We start from the raw sequence: 15,026 nt of genomic DNA on the forward strand, positions 1-15,026 counted from the left end.
AGTCCAGGAGCATTTCGATGAGTACCGACGACAAACGCATTCGTGAATTCGCCTATCAGATCTGGGAGTCGGAAGGGAAACCGGAGGGCCACGAAGCCCGACACTGGGAAATGGCCCGCAAGCTCGCCGAGGCCGAGGCCCTGGCCCCCAGCCAGCCGCCCAAGACCGCCAAGGCCAAACCTGCCACGGCCAAGCCGGCCAGCAAGAGCACGAGCAAACCCGGGGCCAAGTCGGCCGCCGCGGTGGTAGTGCCGCCGGGCGAGAAGCCTGCTGCGGCGAAGAAACCCCGGGCCCCGCGCAAGCCGCCAGCGCACTGAAGACACTCCCGCCCCGTCTATCGCCCTAAACCGGTGGCGCGCCCCTGCGCCACCCAGGATGGCTGCGCCCCGGAAAACCTCCGGCTGGCCCTCCGATCCTTTTTGCAGGAGCAACCATGAGCAGATCCAAGCAGACCCCGTCGACTCCCGAAAACGAACCCTCGCGCATCCGTGAAGGCCTGCCCTTCCCTCTGGGCGCCACCTGGGATGGCCTGGGCGTCAACTTCGCGCTGTTCTCGGCCAACGCCACCAAGGTCGAACTCTGCCTGTTCGACGCCGCCGGCGAAGTGGAGCTGGAACGTATCGAACTGCCCGAATACACCGACGAGATCTTCCACGGCTACCTGCCCGACGCTCACCCCGGGCTGATCTACGGCTACCGGGTGCACGGCCCCTATGATCCGGCCAACGGTCACCGTTTCAACCCCAACAAGCTGTTGATCGACCCGTATGCCAAACAGCTGGTGGGCCAATTGAAATGGTCCGAGGCGCTGTTCGGCTACACCATCGGCCATCCTGACGCCGACCTCAGCTTCGATGAGCGCGACAGCGCGCCCTTCGTGCCCAAGTGCAAGGTCATCGATCCGGCCCACACCTGGGGCCACGACCAGCGGGTCAGCGTGCCCTGGGACAAGACCATCCTCTACGAAACCCACGTGCGCGGCTTCACCATGCGCCACCCTTCGGTGCCCGAGAACCTGCGGGGGACCTTTGCCGGGCTGATGGTGGATGACGTGCTGGAGCACATCCGCAAGCTCGGGGTGTCGTCGGTGGAGCTGCTGCCGATCCACGCCTTCGTCAACGACCAGCACCTGCTGCACAAGGGCATGACCAACTACTGGGGCTACAACAGCATCGCCTTCTTCGCCCCGGACCCGCGCTACCTGGCCAGCGGCAAGATCGCCGAATTCAAGGAAATGGTCGCCCACCTGCACGAAGCCGGGCTGGAGGTGATTCTGGACGTGGTCTACAACCACACCGCCGAAGGCAACGAGCAAGGCCCGACCCTGTCCATGCGCGGCATCGACAACGCCTCCTACTACCGCCTGATGCCCGACGACAAGCGCTTCTACATCAACGATTCAGGCACCGGCAACACCCTGGACCTGAGCCACCCCTGCGTGCTGCAGATGGTCACCGACTCGCTGCGCTACTGGGCCACGGAGATGCACGTGGACGGCTTCCGCTTCGACCTGGCGACCATCCTCGGTCGTTATCACGATGGTTTCGACGAGCGCCACAGCTTTCTCGTGGCGTGCCGCCAGGACCCGGTGCTGCGCCAGGTGAAAATGATCGCTGAACCCTGGGACTGTGGCCCCGGTGGCTACCAAGTGGGTAAATTCCCGCCGGGCTGGGTGGAGTGGAACGATCGTTTCCGCGATACGGTACGGGCCTTCTGGAAAGGCGACGACGGCCAGTTGGCGGACTTTGCCGGACGCCTGACCGCCTCTGGCGAGATGTTCAACCAGCGCGGCCGCCGCCCCTATGCTTCAGTCAACTTCGTCACCGCCCACGACGGTTTCACCCTGCACGATCTGGTGTCCTACAACGACAAGCACAACGAGGCCAATGACGAGAACAACCAGGACGGCAGCAACAACAACCTGTCCTGGAACCATGGCGTCGAAGGTCCCAGCGACGACCCCGAGATCAATGCCCTGCGCCTGCGCCAGATGCGCAACTTCTTCGCCACCCTGCTGCTGGCCCAGGGCACGCCGATGATGGTGGCCGGCGACGAGTTCGCCCGCACCCAGCACGGCAACAACAACGCCTATTGCCAGGACAGCGAGATCGGCTGGGTCAACTGGGAGCTGGATGCCGACGGCAAGTCGCTGCTCAAGTTCGTCAAGCGCCTGATCAAGCTGCGCCTGAGCTACCCGATCCTGCGCCGCGGGCGTTTCCTGGTGGGCAACTACAACGAGGACATTGGCGTCAAGGACGTCACTTGGCTGGCTCCTGACGGCAACGAAATGACCACCGAGCACTGGCAGGATACCCATGGCCGCTGCCTGGGCATGCTGCTGGACGGCCGCGCCCAGGAAACCGGCATCCGCCGCCCCGGGGCGGATGCCACCGTGCTGCTAGTGGTCAACGCCCACCACGACATCGTCAATTTCCGCCTGCCGCACGTGCCCGCCGGAGAGTTCTGGACCTGCATGCTCGACACCCACCAGCCGGCGGTGCGCGGCCAGGAGCGCTTCGCCTTTGGTCACGAATATTCGGTGACCGGGCGTTCGCTGCTGTTCTTCGAACTTCAGCATGAAGAGGATGACTGAGCGCAAGGCTTGCAGCGCCCTCGATGCCGCCTTCGCTGGCAAGCCCGCTCCTACAATCCACCACAACCCGCAGGAGCCGGCTTGCCGGCGAACAGACCCTGCGCCAATCCACCGATGCCTTTGCTGGCACGCCAAACACCGACAAATTCCAGGCTTTCGTCAGGACCTCGGCCCTGACAACAAAATGCGACTACCCTGAGAAACGGGTCGCAATCGACAAATTCAATTCAATCCTCTGTGTAGGCAGCCACGGGCTGAGTATGATTGCGCTCGGATCAGGGTGCCCCAAAGGTATGGAGCATCGGTACTTCACGCTGAGGCAGATGCCATGGAATCAGCGTGCGTGCAAACCCAGGGTCGCCACTGAACGGATGTTCAGGCGCCATTGCCGTGACCCGGAAAACAGGGATGTGACACCTCATGAAAGCCATAACCGCAATAGACAGCAGATGGCCCAGCCAGATCTGGAACGGTGCCCGCCATCTGGCCGACGTTCCCCCCATCAACCTGGGCAATCTGGTTCCACCCGGCTCCCGGGCCGTGATCATCGCCCCCCACCCCGGTGATGAAGTGGTGGCCAGCGGCGGCCTGCTGCAAGTGCTCGCCCACCATGGCCACCCCCTGCAACTGATTTCCATCAGCGACGGCAGCGCCAGTCACCCAGGTTCGGAGCTGTGGCCCAAGCGCCGCCTCAGCGTGTTCCGGCCCCAGGAAAGCGCCGAAGCCCTGCGTCGCCTGGGCCTGCCCCTGCACAGCCTGAAGTGGATTCGTGGCGGCTTTGCCGACAGCGCCCTGAGCGAGCGCGAACAGCAATTGGTGCCATTCATCAGCCGTTACCTGCGCGACAGCGATGTGGTGTTCAGCACCTGGCGCGGCGACGGCAACCTCGATCACGAGGCCGTGGGCCGGGCCGCGGCCAAGGCTGCCGGGCAGGTGGGCGCACGCTTCTACGAGATTCCGATCTGGGCCTGGCATTGGTCCTCGCGCGAGGAGCACCAGATTCCCTGGCAACGGGCACGCAAGCTGCGCCTGGACACCTGGACCGTGGCCCGCAAGCGCCACGCGGCCCACGCCTATGCCAGCCAGCTGCAGGGCGAACCGGAGATCGGCCTGGAACCGTCGCTGTCGCCGATTCTGCTGGAGCGCCTGCGCCTGCCCTACGAAATCATCCTGATGTAGGCCGGGCCCGGGCGGAAAATAAGCTGAACGTGAGTGCCGGCCATCAGTCCCATGAGTAACCGTCACTGAATCACAGGAGCGAGCGTGAGCAGCGAGTCCACCCGCCAGCCCCAGCCGGGAAGCATCCAGCGTCTGCAGATCCTGACCGTCAACACCCACAAGGGCTTCACCGCCCTCAACCGACGCTTCATTCTCCCGGAACTGCGAGAAGCGGTACGCAGCACCCAGGCCGACCTGGTGTTTCTCCAGGAAGTGCTGGGCGAGCATGAACGCCACGCGTCGCGGCTGGACAACTGGCCGCAGCAATCGCAGTACGAGTTTCTCGCCGACAGCATGTGGAGCGATTACGCCTACGGCCGCAATGCGGTGTACCCCGACGGTCATCACGGCAACGCCCTGTTGTCCAAGTATCCGATCCGCCAGTACCGCAATCTGGATGTCTCCATCACCGGCCCTGAGCGCCGCGGCTTGCTGCACTGCGTCCTGGATGTACCCGGATATGCCGAGGTCCACGCCATCTGCGTGCACCTGAGCCTGCTGGAAAGCCACCGGCAACTGCAACTGGCACTGCTCTGCCAACTGCTCGAATCCCTGCCCGAGGAGGCACCGGTGATCATTGCCGGCGACTTCAACGACTGGCAGATGCACGGCAATGTCACCCTGGGCCGACGCGACGACCTGCACGAAGCCTTCGAACGCCATTACGGCCGCCCGGCCAAGACCTACCCCGCGCGCTGGCCCTTGCTGCGCCTGGACCGGGTCTACCTGCGCAATGCCAGCAGTCACCGGCCGCAGATCCTCGGCAACAAGCCCTGGACCCATCTCTCCGATCACCTGCCTCTGGCGGTCGAGGTGCAACTGCCGCCCGTGGCCGCACATCAGAATCCCTGAACAAAGAAAGCCCGCCGAAAGCAGATTCGTCCATGCTTTTGCCCGGACATGAACCCCGGGGCATCCGTCCCGGGGCGGCCCTTGTCCGCGCAGAAGGAGTCAAACGATGAGCGATAAACCCACGATCGTCCTGGTTCACGGCTTCTGGGGCGGTGCCGCCCACTGGAACCGGGTCATAGTCGAACTGCTGAACCAGGGCTACGAGAAGATCCGCGCGGTGGAACTGCCACTGACCTCCCTGGCCGAGGACGTCGCCCGTACCCGCAAGCTGGTGGCCCAACAAGCCGGACCGGTGCTGCTGGTGGGCCATTCCTATGGCGGTGCGGTGATCACCGAGGCCGGCCATGAAGCCAATGTGCAAGGCCTGGTGTACATCGCCGCCTTCGCCCCCGACCAGGGTGAGAGCCCCGGCGGCCTGACCCAGGAGTTTGTGCCCGAAGGCGCCGCCAATCTGGAGCCTGACAGCGACGGTTACCTGTGGGTTCGGCCCGAGCGCTTCCAGCAGAGTTTCTGCCAGGACCTGAGCCCCCAGGAGGGCCTGGTGATGGGCCTGACCCAGAAAGCTCCCTTGGCCAGTACCTTCGGCGACACCCTCGGGGCCCCGGCCTGGCGTGACAAACCTTCCTGGTACCAGGTATCGAACGCCGACCGCATGATCGCCCCGCAGAACCAGGAGCGCATGGCGGCGCGCCTGAACCCGCGCAAAGTCCTGCGCCTGGACGCCAGCCATGCCTCCCTCGCTTCCCAGCCTGCTGCCGTAGCTGCGCTGATCATCGAAGCCGCGCAGTCCCTGTAGTCCTGCCCCTCGGCAATACCTGCTCCCGGGCACTGGCAGCAGGTATGCCCGGGGGCTGCCCCCTCCTGACGACTCTGCTCCGCCCCGCATCCCAGGCATCCCGATAAGCGCCAATTTTCAGCTATTTGGCCCCCCTGAAATAACCCTTCCATTTGTCAGGCATTTTCTTGACGAGCCCCCTGCTCTCTCCTTAGCTACACATGACCACCCCTGGAAACAGTAACCGGGAAAAGGCCGAAAACACCTGCTGCAGAGCGGGTCGACGGACTTTACCCGATTGAATCCGGCTGCCTCTCGAACGGGGGTGGGAGAGGCGCCCCAACGAGATAAAGCATGCATTTGCAAGGTAGACCTCCATGAATACCTCACTCACCTCAAGCCCTCTGCCACTCACCTTGTGCAGCCTGTGCACACCCCTGCTGTTGTGCTCCATGGAGGTCGCGGCGTCCCCGGGGGAGGACACCGACAACACCGGCTATCCCCCAGTTTCAAGCAGCCTGCCGATCAGCGCCCTACCCCTGGACAACCCGCGCCCGAGCGACTTCGCGGTCCTGGACCGGCCCGGACTGCCGGCGCACCTTGAAGTCGGCTACCTGGCGCTGCCCGGCGCAGGCAGCGAACCGCGCAAGGGCCCCCTGCTCTACAGCATCCAGAACAACGGCACCACCCAGCGCATCGGCCTGCTGAGCAGCACCCACACCTACCAGCTCACCCAAGGCGGCGCCCCTGCCACCGTCAACGACCCACGCAATGCCGGGCTCAGCGTCCAGGGGCAAGGCCTGGGCGCCTTCTGGAGCCTGCAAGATGCCCGGGGCTGGCGTCTGGACATGTCCGCCAGCGGCGGCCGGGTCAGCGGTTTCAGTCGCAATGAACAGGGCCGGGCCTTGACCACCGAAGGCAACGCCCTGACCTTTTCCGTACAGGGCGGCGTGGCCATAGGCCTGAGTGACAACTGGGTGATCGAACCTCAGGCCCAAGTGATCAACCAACGCATTCGCCTGGACGGTGGCAGCACCGGCAGCGACCTCAACGCCTGGAGCGGCCGGGTCGGAGCACGTCTGCAAGGGCGCTATGACGTCAACGGCCTGCCCCTGGAACCCTATGTGCGCACCAACCTCTGGCACACCGTCTACAGCGGCGACACCCTGAGCCTGGGCCAGGTGGACAAGATCAGCAGCAGCCGCAACGCCTCCACCGTAGAGGTTGGCCTGGGGCTGGTGGCCAGAGTCACCCCCGCTGTCAGCCTGTATGTCAGTGCCGACTACAGCAGCGATGTGGATGACAACGACCTCAATGGCCTGATCGGCAGCCTGGGCGTGCGCATGCGTTGGTGATGCGCTGAGTAAGGTGCCGGTAATGGCCCCTGTTCGCCATTACCGGTCGCCCGCCACTAAAGGCTGTCGGGGCGCAGGATCAACACCGCCAGGGGTGGCAGGTTGAGCACCAGGGACAGGGCCTGGCCATGGCTGCCCTGTTCTTCACTGAAGGCTTCGCCGCCATTGCCATAGTTGGAACCGGCATAGAGTTGCGAATCGCTGTTGAGCAGCTCGCTCCAGCGTCCCGCCAGCGGCACGCCGACGCGGTACGCCTGGCGCGGTACCGGGGTGAAGTTGGCCACCACCAGCAAGGGCTCGCCGGCCTTGCTCCAGCGCAACCAGGCATAGACGCTGTTGATCGCATCGTCGCCGATCAGCCACTGAAAACCCTGGGGCGCGTGGTCCTGGTCATGCAGCGCCGGGTACTGGCGATACAGCCGGTTGAGGTCGCCCACCAATTGCTGGACACCCCGGTGCTCGGGGTATTGCAGCAGGTACCAGTCCAGTTGCTGGTCGTGGTTCCACTCGCGCCACTGGCCGAACTCGCAGCCCATGAACAGCAGTTTCTTGCCCGGATGGGTCCACATGAAGCTCAGGTACGCCCGCAGGTTGGCGAATTTCTGCCAGCGGTCGCCGGGCATCTTGTCGATCAGCGAATGCTTGCCGTGCACCACCTCGTCGTGGGAGATCGGCAGGATGAAGCGCTCGGACCAGGCGTACACCAGGCCGAAGCTCAGTTCGTTGTGGTGATGGGCGCGGTACACCGGGTCCTGCTGGATGTAATGCAGGGAGTCGTGCATCCAGCCCATGTTCCATTTGTAGGCAAAGCCCAAGCCGCCCTGGTCGGTGCGCTGGCTGACCCCGGGCCAGGCGGTGGATTCCTCGGCGATCACCAGGGCTCCCGGCGCTTCCAGGGCCACCACCTCGTTGAGGTGGCGCAGGAAGTCGATGGCTTCCAGATTCTCGCGACCGCCGTGGCGGTTCGGCACCCATTCACCGGCCTTGCGTGAATAGTCGCGATAGAGCATCGACGCCACTGCATCCACCCGCAGGCCGTCGACATGGAAATGCTTGAGCCAGTGCAATGCCGAAGCCAGCATGAAGCCATGCACCTCGGTCCGCCCGAGGTTGTAGATCAGGGTGTCCCAGTCCTGGTGAAAGCCCTCCAGGGGGTTGCCGTACTCATACAGCGCGGTGCCGTCGAACTGCTCCAGGCCATGGGTGTCGGTGGGGAAATGCGCCGGTACCCAGTCGAGGATCACGCCGATATCCGCCTGGTGGCAGGCATCGACAAAGGCGGCAAAATCCTGGGGCGAGCCATAGCGGGCACTGGGGGCGAACTGTGACAGCGGCTGATAACCCCAGGAACCGCCGAAGGGGTGCTCCATGATCGGCATCAGCTCGATATGGGTGAAGCCCAGGTCCTTGACGTAGGGGATCAGGCGTTCGGCCAGCTCGGCCCAACTGTACTGGCGGGCCACCTCCCCCAGGTCATCCACTTCGCACTGCCAGGAGCCGGCGTGCAACTCGTAGATGGACAGGGGCGCATCGGTTCGCTGATGTTCACCCCTGGCCTGCATCCATGACTGGTCCTGCCAGTGGAAATTCAGCGGCTCGGCGACCCTGGACGCGGTGTCCGGCGGCAACTGGGTGGCCAGGGCCATGGGGTCGGCCTTGAGCGGCAGGATGCCCTGGGGCCCGAGAATCTCGTACTTGTAGGCTTCTCCAGGCTGCAGGCGCGGAACGAACAGCTCCCAGACTCCGGAGGGGTGCCGCAGGCGCATAGGGTGGCGACGCCCGTCCCAGATATTGAAGTCGCCCACCACCGAGACCCGCCGGGCGTTCGGCGCCCAGACCGCAAAGCGCACCCCCGGGACGCCGTCCACGGTGATTGCCTGCGCTCCCAGGCAGGAGCCGAGGTCACGATGATTGCCTTCGGCGAACAGATACAGATCCATCTCCCCCAGCAGCGGGCCGAAGCTGTAGGGGTCTTCACTGACCTGCTCGCCACCGGCCCACTGCACCCGCAGCAGATAGGCCCGGCTCTCGCTGAAATGCCCGACAAACAGCCCGGGCACTGCGGCGGCCTGAAGGCTGCCGAGTACGTTTTGCTGGTCCCGGTCCAGTACCTGCACACTCAGGGCTCCGGGCAGAAAGGCCCGGATGAACTGCCCGTCGGCACCGTCGCCGTGGGGCCCGAGCACAGCGAACGGATCACGATGCTCCGCGCGCACCAGGGCATCGATGGTCTTTGCCGAAGGGAGCAATGCCGGTTGGTGCTTTCCCTGTTCCTTGTTCGAGAAACTCATGACTGCTCTCCACCACGCTCAAGATCGGAAAAGGGTTCCAGTTCAGACAACAGCCCGACCAGGCCGTGCAAGGGCACGGGCAGCCAGCTGGGCCGGTTTTCCGCTTCATAGGCCAGCTCATAGGCGGCCTTCTCCAGACTGAACAGGGCCAGGGCGGCATCCGCGGCCCCCGGGTCCTGCCATTCATGGGCAAGATTAGCCGTCGCCAGCCGATACGCCTGGACAAAGGCTTGCCGCGCCTCCTGCAGATAACGACGGACCACCCGTTGCCGGGCCTGCACGGCCATCTGCGCGCCCTCCATCGCCGGTGCCTCCAGGGCCATGGCCGCGGCGTAGTCGAAGGAGCGCAAGACCCCGCTGACATCCTTGTACGGGCTGTGCTTGCCCCGGCGTTCTGCCAGGGGCCGCGCCGGCTCGCCCTCGAAGTCGATCAGGTAGGCATCGCCCTTGATCACCAGCACCTGCCCCAGGTGCAGGTCGCCATGCACCCGGATGCGCAGCCCACCCAGCAACTGGCTGGCCAGTTGCTGGATGTGACCGAGAATTTTCGTCTTGTGCTGCAACAATCGGCTCACCCGCTTCTGATCGCCAGGACTCAGCTCGCCCTGACGCTGCTGGAGCAACTGCAACCCCCGTTCCACTTGCTCCGCTACCTGACGATTCCAGGCCTGGGTGTCCTTGAGGGTGCTCACTTGCGGGGCAAAGTCCGGGGGGTTGCCGGGGGCCGCCAGCAACAGGTGCATTTCTCCCAGGCGCTGCCCCAGCAGGCCGGCGAAATCCTCGAGTTCCCCCAGGGCGTTGTAATGCTGTTCCTGCTCGGACATGGCATCCGCCCACTCATCGCGGATGGCCCGTTCCAGGTTGTTCTGGGTCCACTCCCAGGCATCCCCCTGATTGCTCAGGTAGCCCTGGGCGATCATCAACAGATGCTCCTCGCCCTGGTCATCACGGCGCACCACCGAGCCCAGCAAGGGCGAGATATGGCGGAACCCGGCCTGGGTGAGGAAGGCGCCCATTTCCAGTTCCGGGTGAATGCCTCCTTCCACCTTGCGAATCAGCTTGAGCACCAGGCTGCCACCCACTACCACCGAGCTGTTGGACTGTTCCGCCGAGAGGTAGCGCACCTCGGATTCGCCGGTCAGCCCCAACTCGGCCAGTGGCTCGGTGCCGTCGAAGCGGATCTGCCCGGCAGCGCTGTCCAGTCGGGTCTGCGCCTGCAGGGCCAGCAGCACGCTGCGCACGAAACCGTCGAGGGCGAAGGCGTCGGTGATCAGCCCGACCTGGCGTCCGCGACGCACCCGGGCCATGGCCAGTTGCTGAGGCAAGGCACTGCCGAGCTGCTCTTCGGCGAGCAGGCCGAAGGGCAGTTGATAGCGCTGGCTCTGCCCGTCGCTGGTGACCTCGATCTCGCTGAGCAGCACGGGATGCTGGGGGTCGCCAAAACCTGCACCGTAGGCAATCTGTACCTGCTCAATGGCGCTGTCCTTGCCGGCGAACCAGCGGCGCTTGGGCAGCCAGTGGGGCAAGACGTTGTGCTCCAGCGTGGTGCGCGAGGGCGCTTCGAGCAATTCTTCGAGGCGTTTTTTCAGCACCAGGGTGGTGAAGTCCGGCAGGCTCTGGGCCGGTTTCACATGCCAACTGGGCATCTGGTTTTCCGCCGCCAGGACAAACCAGTAGAAGCCGTAAGGCGCCAGGGTCAGGAGGAAATGCAACTGGCCGATGGGGGGAAAGGCATTTCCGCCGAGCATCTCCACCGGCACCATGCCGGCGAAGGCCGACAGGTCCAGTTCCGCCGCCTGGGCGCTGCGCGAGACGTTGGCCACGCAGAGGATGATCTCCTGCTTGCCGTCAGGCCCGGTGTATTCCCGGGTATAGGCCAGAATCCGCCGGTTGCTCGGCGACAGCATCTTCAGCGTGCCCCGGCCAAAGGCCTTGGACTGCTTGCGCACCGCCAGCATGCGCCGGGTCCAGTTGAGCAGGGAATGGGGATCGCCGGACTGGGTTTCGACGTTGACCGACTGATAGCCATACAGCGGGTCCATGATCGGCGGCAGCACCAGGCTCGCCGGGTCCGCGCGGGAAAAGCCGCCGTTACGGTCGATGGACCATTGCATCGGCGTGCGCACACCGTCGCGGTCACCCAGGTAGATGTTGTCGCCCATGCCGATCTCGTCGCCGTAATACAGGGTCGGGGTGCCGGGCATCGACAGCAGCAGGCTGTTGAGCAATTCGATGCGGCGCCGGTCTCGTTCCATCAGCGGCGCCAGGCGCCGACGAATCCCCAGATTGATCCGCGCCCGACGGTCGGCGGCGTAGTAGTTCCACAGGTAGTCGCGCTCCTTGTCGGTGACCATTTCCAGGGTCAGTTCATCGTGGTTGCGCAGAAAGATCGCCCATTGGCAGTTGGCCGGAATCTCCGGGGTCTGGCGCAGGATATCGGTGATGGGGAACCGGTCTTCCTGGGCCAGGGCCATGTACATGCGCGGCATCAACGGGAAGTGGAAGGCCATGTGGCATTCGTCGCCGTCGTTGCCATTGGTTGATTGACCAAAGTACAGCTGGGTGTCTTCCGGCCACTGGTTGGCCTCGGCCAGGAGCATGCGGTCCGGGTAGTGGGCGTCGATCTCGGCGCGAATCTGCTTGAGCACGTCGTGGGTCTCGGGCAGGTTCTCGTTGTGGGTGCCATCGCGCTCGATCAGGTAGGGAATGGCGTCCAGGCGCAGGCCGTCGATGCCCATGTCCAGCCAATAGCGCATCACCGAGAGCACCGCCTTCATCACCTGGGGGTTGTCGAAGTTGAGGTCCGGCTGGTGGGAATAAAAGCGGTGCCAGAAGTACTGGCCGGCCACCGAGTCCCAGGTCCAGTTGGACGTTTCGGTATCCAGGAAAATGATCCGCGTACCGGCGTACTTCTGATCGTCGTCGGACCACACGTAGAAGTTGCGCGCCGCCGAACCGGGCCTTGCCTTGCGCGCCCGCTGGAACCAGGGGTGCTGGTCCGAGGTGTGATTGATCACCAGTTCGGTGATCACCCGCAGCTCGCGCTTGTGGGCCTCGGCGATAAAGCGCCGGGCGTCGGCCAGGGTTCCGAAGTCGGGGCTGACTCCGCGGTACTCGGCGATGTCGTAGCCGTCGTCACGCCGTGGCGAGGGGTAGAACGGCAACAGCCAGATGGTGTTGACCCCCAGGTCCTTGATGTAGTCGAGCTTGGCGATCAGCCCGGGAAAGTCGCCGATCCCGTCGTTGTTGGAATCGAAATAGGACTTCACATGCACCTGGTAGATCACCGCGTCCTTGTACCAGAGCGGGTCCTTGATAAAGGTCGCTGAGCGGGGTTTCTTGGCCATCTCGGACTCCTGAAAAATGAATGAGCGCCGACGCACCTGCCGATGCGCCACGACAACCGTAGGAGCTGGCTTGCCAGCGAAGGCGTCAGCCAGCCCGGCGCAAGGCTCATGGGCCTCTTCGCCGGCAAGCCGGCTCCTACAGGGGACTGATGCGCCAGATGCCGAAGGGCTGCGCCGGTTCCAGGCGCATGAATTGGGTCTTGCCGTACCAGGTCCAGCGATGGCCGTTCATGAGGTCCTCTCCCTGGGTGGCGGCGGCGTCAGCCAGCCCCAGCTCCCACAGCGGCAGTTCGAAGTGCGCCTCCTGGGCATTGAAAGGATCGAGGCTGACCGCCACCAGGACGAAGTTGCCGCCCTCGGCGCTGCGTTTGCCGAAGTACAGGATCTGATCGTTCCAGGCGTTGTACAGCTTGAGCCCCAGGTGACTGTGCAGCGCCGGGTTCTGCCGGCGGATGCGGTTGAGCTGGGCGATCTCGGCAATGATGTTGCCGGCTGCGTTGAAATCCCGGGGCCGGATCTCGTACTTCTCCGAATCCAGGTACTCCTCCTTGCCCGGCACCGGTGCCGATTCGCACAGTTCAAACCCGGAGTACATGCCCCACAGCCCCGAACCCATGCTGGCCAGCACCGCGCGGATAAGGAATCCCGGACGCCCCGAGTCATGCAGAAACGCCGGATTGATGTCCGGGGTGTTGACGAAGAAGTTGGGCCGGAAGCAGTCGCGCCACGGCGGCTGATTGAGTTCGGCGAAGTAGCTGGCCAGCTCGCTCTTGGTGTTGCGCCAGGTGAAGTAGGTGTAGCTCTGGGTGTAACCGACCTTGCCCAGGCGCGCCATCATCGCCGGGGTGGTGAAGGCCTCGGCGAGGAAGATCACCTCCGGGTACTGGCGGCGCACGTCGCCAATCAGCCATTGCCAGAACGGCAGCGGCTTGGTGTGGGGGTTGTCCACGCGAAAGGTCTTGACCCCCTCCTCGACCCAGCCGATGACGATGTCCCGCAGTTCCAGCCACAGGCCGGGTATGGCATCGGCGGCATAGAAGTCGACGTTGACGATGTCCTGGTACTTCTTCGGTGGGTTCTCGGCGTACTTGATGGTGCCGTCCGAGCGCCAGTTGAACCAACCCGGGTGCTGCTTGAGCCAGGGATGGTCCTGGGAACACTGGATGGCGAAATCCAGGGCGATCTCCAGGCCGTGGTCGGCAGCGGCAGCCACCAACCGGCGGAAGTCATCCAGGCTGCCCAACTGTGGATGGATCGCCTCGTGACCGCCCTCCTCGCTGCCGATCGCATAGGGACTGCCGAGGTCGTCCGGGCCCGCCGTCAACGCGTTGTTGCGCCCCTTGCGGTGGCTGCGGCCAATGGGATGGATCGGCGGGAAATACAGCACATCGAAGCCCATGTCATGGATCATCGACAGCCGCGAGTGGACGTCGTTGAAGGTGCCATGGCGGGACGGATGGTCGGTGATCGAGCGGGGAAACAGCTCGTACCAGCTGGCGAACTGCGCCTGCACCCGCTCCACATCCAGTGGGTATTCGGGGCTCAGGCTCAGATAGGGCCGGTGATCGGCCTCGGCCATCAGCCGGGCACTGGAATCCCTGAGAAACAGGGCGACCTGTTCGGTCTCCAGCAAGCCGGCAAGCTGTTGCTGCAGCGCCAGCAACCGCTCGCGCAACGGCCCTTCGCTGCGCTCGGCGGCTTGCTGCACCTGGTTGCGTCCCTCTTGCAGCTCCAGGCTCACCGGCACCCCGGCCAGGTGTTTTTTCTCCAGCTCGTAACAGAAACTGGCGAATTGATCGATCCAGGCTTCGATACAAAAGCGATAGCGGCCCACGGTTGGCACGGGAAAGTGCCCCAGCCAGCCATCGTTGCCCTGGTCCTCAAGGGCCTGGCTGTCCCAGGCCTCCTGCTGCTCGTCGCGCCAGCGTACCCGCACGGCCAGCTTGTCGTGGCCGTCGGCGAACACCTTGCACGTCACCTCGATCTCCTGGCCGGCCACCGCCTTGACCGCGAACTGCCCACCATCGAGCACCGGGCGGGTGTTCTCGATGGCAATGCGCGGCAGCAACAAGGCCTGAGACAAGGGCACCTGCGCCTGGTATTGCTGTTCGGTCGGTTTTTCTGCTGTCATTGAGCATCACCCCTTTAACGCGCCATGGACGCTCTGGTTGGAGGGCGGTCAGCGCCCCGATGAATCAATGCACCTAGTTTCCGAGCCACAGGCATCGGCGAAAGTTCACCGCGATTGGCGGCGAAATCGACGGGAATCAATTCCGCGCTCCCAGGGTCCACCGAAGGAGCCCGTGCATCGACAAGCACAAAGGAGGCCACAGCGATGAACATCCCGATCCCGGCAGAAACTCCCGATCCGAACATCGACCAACCGACCCTGCCCCCCAGCGAGCCGCAACCGGTTCCCGAGCAGGAACCTCCGGAAACCACCCCGCCGCCCAAGGGCGACCCGCCCAGCACCATGCCGCCCGTGGTGGTCAAGCATAGATAAGCGTCTGCGCTAACACCGTAGGAGCCGGTACGCCGGGGAAAGCGCCTGTCAGATCGCCGCCCTCGTGCCGCGACCGTTCGCCGGCAAGCAGG

10 protein-coding genes are annotated in these 15,026 nt (G+C 64.3%); 7 read left to right on the forward strand and 3 right to left on the reverse strand.

All coding sequences use genetic code 11. The features are described from left to right. The first annotated feature begins 17 nt into the window (after positions 1-17). The 6 genes from P7C00_RS17310 to P7C00_RS17335 all read left to right on the forward strand — a co-directional run bounded on the left by P7C00_RS17310 (position 18) and on the right by P7C00_RS17335 (position 6,793). The gene (locus P7C00_RS17310) at positions 18-317 is read left to right on the forward strand and encodes a DUF2934 domain-containing protein (RefSeq protein ID WP_404936938.1); all 300 of its coding nucleotides are present in this window, start codon (positions 18-20) and stop codon (positions 315-317) included. A 116-nt stretch (positions 318-433) separates the two neighbouring features. Then, positions 434-2,593, forward strand: a complete 2,160-nt coding sequence (gene glgX, locus P7C00_RS17315) for a glycogen debranching protein GlgX (protein ID WP_346634309.1) — start codon at positions 434-436, stop codon at positions 2,591-2,593. A 420-nt stretch (positions 2,594-3,013) separates the two neighbouring features. Continuing rightward, positions 3,014-3,772, forward strand: a complete 759-nt coding sequence (locus tag P7C00_RS17320) for a PIG-L deacetylase family protein (RefSeq protein ID WP_404936939.1) — start codon at positions 3,014-3,016, stop codon at positions 3,770-3,772. 84 nt (positions 3,773-3,856) lie between these two features. Then, positions 3,857-4,663 carry an endonuclease/exonuclease/phosphatase family protein gene (locus P7C00_RS17325; RefSeq protein WP_404936940.1) on the forward strand — a complete coding sequence of 269 codons (807 nt, stop codon included), beginning with the start codon at positions 3,857-3,859 and terminating at the stop codon, positions 4,661-4,663. 106 nt (positions 4,664-4,769) lie between these two features. Beyond that, positions 4,770-5,459 carry an alpha/beta hydrolase gene (locus P7C00_RS17330; protein WP_346634306.1) on the forward strand — a complete coding sequence of 230 codons (690 nt, stop codon included), beginning with the start codon at positions 4,770-4,772 and terminating at the stop codon, positions 5,457-5,459. 356 nt (positions 5,460-5,815) lie between these two features. After that, positions 5,816-6,793, forward strand: coding sequence for an autotransporter outer membrane beta-barrel domain-containing protein (locus tag P7C00_RS17335; protein ID WP_346634305.1), 978 nt, complete (start codon positions 5,816-5,818; stop codon positions 6,791-6,793). Between the two features lie 56 nt (positions 6,794-6,849). Here P7C00_RS17335 and glgB read toward each other — a convergent pair whose 3' ends face one another. The 3 genes from glgB to P7C00_RS17350 form a co-directional block, all read right to left on the reverse strand. Beyond that, positions 6,850-9,084 (reverse strand): 1,4-alpha-glucan branching protein GlgB, encoded by a 2,235-nt coding sequence (gene glgB / locus P7C00_RS17340; protein WP_404936941.1) that lies wholly within the window; start codon positions 9,082-9,084, stop codon positions 6,850-6,852. Continuing rightward, a complete protein-coding gene (gene treS / locus P7C00_RS17345; RefSeq protein ID WP_404936942.1) occupies positions 9,081-12,431 on the reverse strand; it encodes a maltose alpha-D-glucosyltransferase in 3,351 nt (1,116 codons plus the stop codon). The genes glgB and treS overlap by 4 nt, the downstream gene beginning before the upstream one ends. Positions 12,432-12,567: 136 nt before the next feature. Then, complete coding sequence (locus tag P7C00_RS17350; RefSeq protein ID WP_404936943.1) at positions 12,568-14,562, reverse strand: alpha-1,4-glucan--maltose-1-phosphate maltosyltransferase; 1,995 nt, start codon at positions 14,560-14,562, stop codon at positions 12,568-12,570. 204 nt (positions 14,563-14,766) lie between these two features. Between P7C00_RS17350 and P7C00_RS17355 the strand changes: the two genes are divergently transcribed. Continuing rightward, complete coding sequence (locus tag P7C00_RS17355; protein ID WP_346634301.1) at positions 14,767-14,934, forward strand: hypothetical protein; 168 nt, start codon at positions 14,767-14,769, stop codon at positions 14,932-14,934. Positions 14,935-15,026 lie beyond the last annotated feature (92 nt).

The organism is Pseudomonas sp. JDS08PS003 (assembly GCF_045013505.1).
Lineage (GTDB): Bacteria > Pseudomonadota > Gammaproteobacteria > Pseudomonadales > Pseudomonadaceae > Aquipseudomonas > Aquipseudomonas protegens_B.

Bases quoted from the DNA above. Each gene is read 5' to 3' on its own strand.
- treS (WP_404936942.1), bottom strand. From the start codon at position 12,431: ATGGCCAAGAAACCCCGCTCAGCGACCTTTATCAAGGACCCGCTCTGG.
- P7C00_RS17330 (WP_346634306.1), top strand. From the start codon at position 4,770: ATGAGCGATAAACCCACGATCGTCCTGGTTCACGGCTTCTGGGGCGGT.
- glgB (WP_404936941.1), bottom strand. From the start codon at position 9,084: ATGAGTTTCTCGAACAAGGAACAGGGAAAGCACCAACCGGCATTGCTC.
- P7C00_RS17355 (WP_346634301.1), top strand. From the start codon at position 14,767: ATGAACATCCCGATCCCGGCAGAAACTCCCGATCCGAACATCGACCAA.
- glgX (WP_346634309.1), top strand. From the start codon at position 434: ATGAGCAGATCCAAGCAGACCCCGTCGACTCCCGAAAACGAACCCTCG.
- P7C00_RS17350 (WP_404936943.1), bottom strand. From the start codon at position 14,562: ATGACAGCAGAAAAACCGACCGAACAGCAATACCAGGCGCAGGTGCCC.
- P7C00_RS17335 (WP_346634305.1), top strand. From the start codon at position 5,816: ATGAATACCTCACTCACCTCAAGCCCTCTGCCACTCACCTTGTGCAGC.
- P7C00_RS17320 (WP_404936939.1), top strand. From the start codon at position 3,014: ATGAAAGCCATAACCGCAATAGACAGCAGATGGCCCAGCCAGATCTGG.
- P7C00_RS17310 (WP_404936938.1), top strand. From the start codon at position 18: ATGAGTACCGACGACAAACGCATTCGTGAATTCGCCTATCAGATCTGG.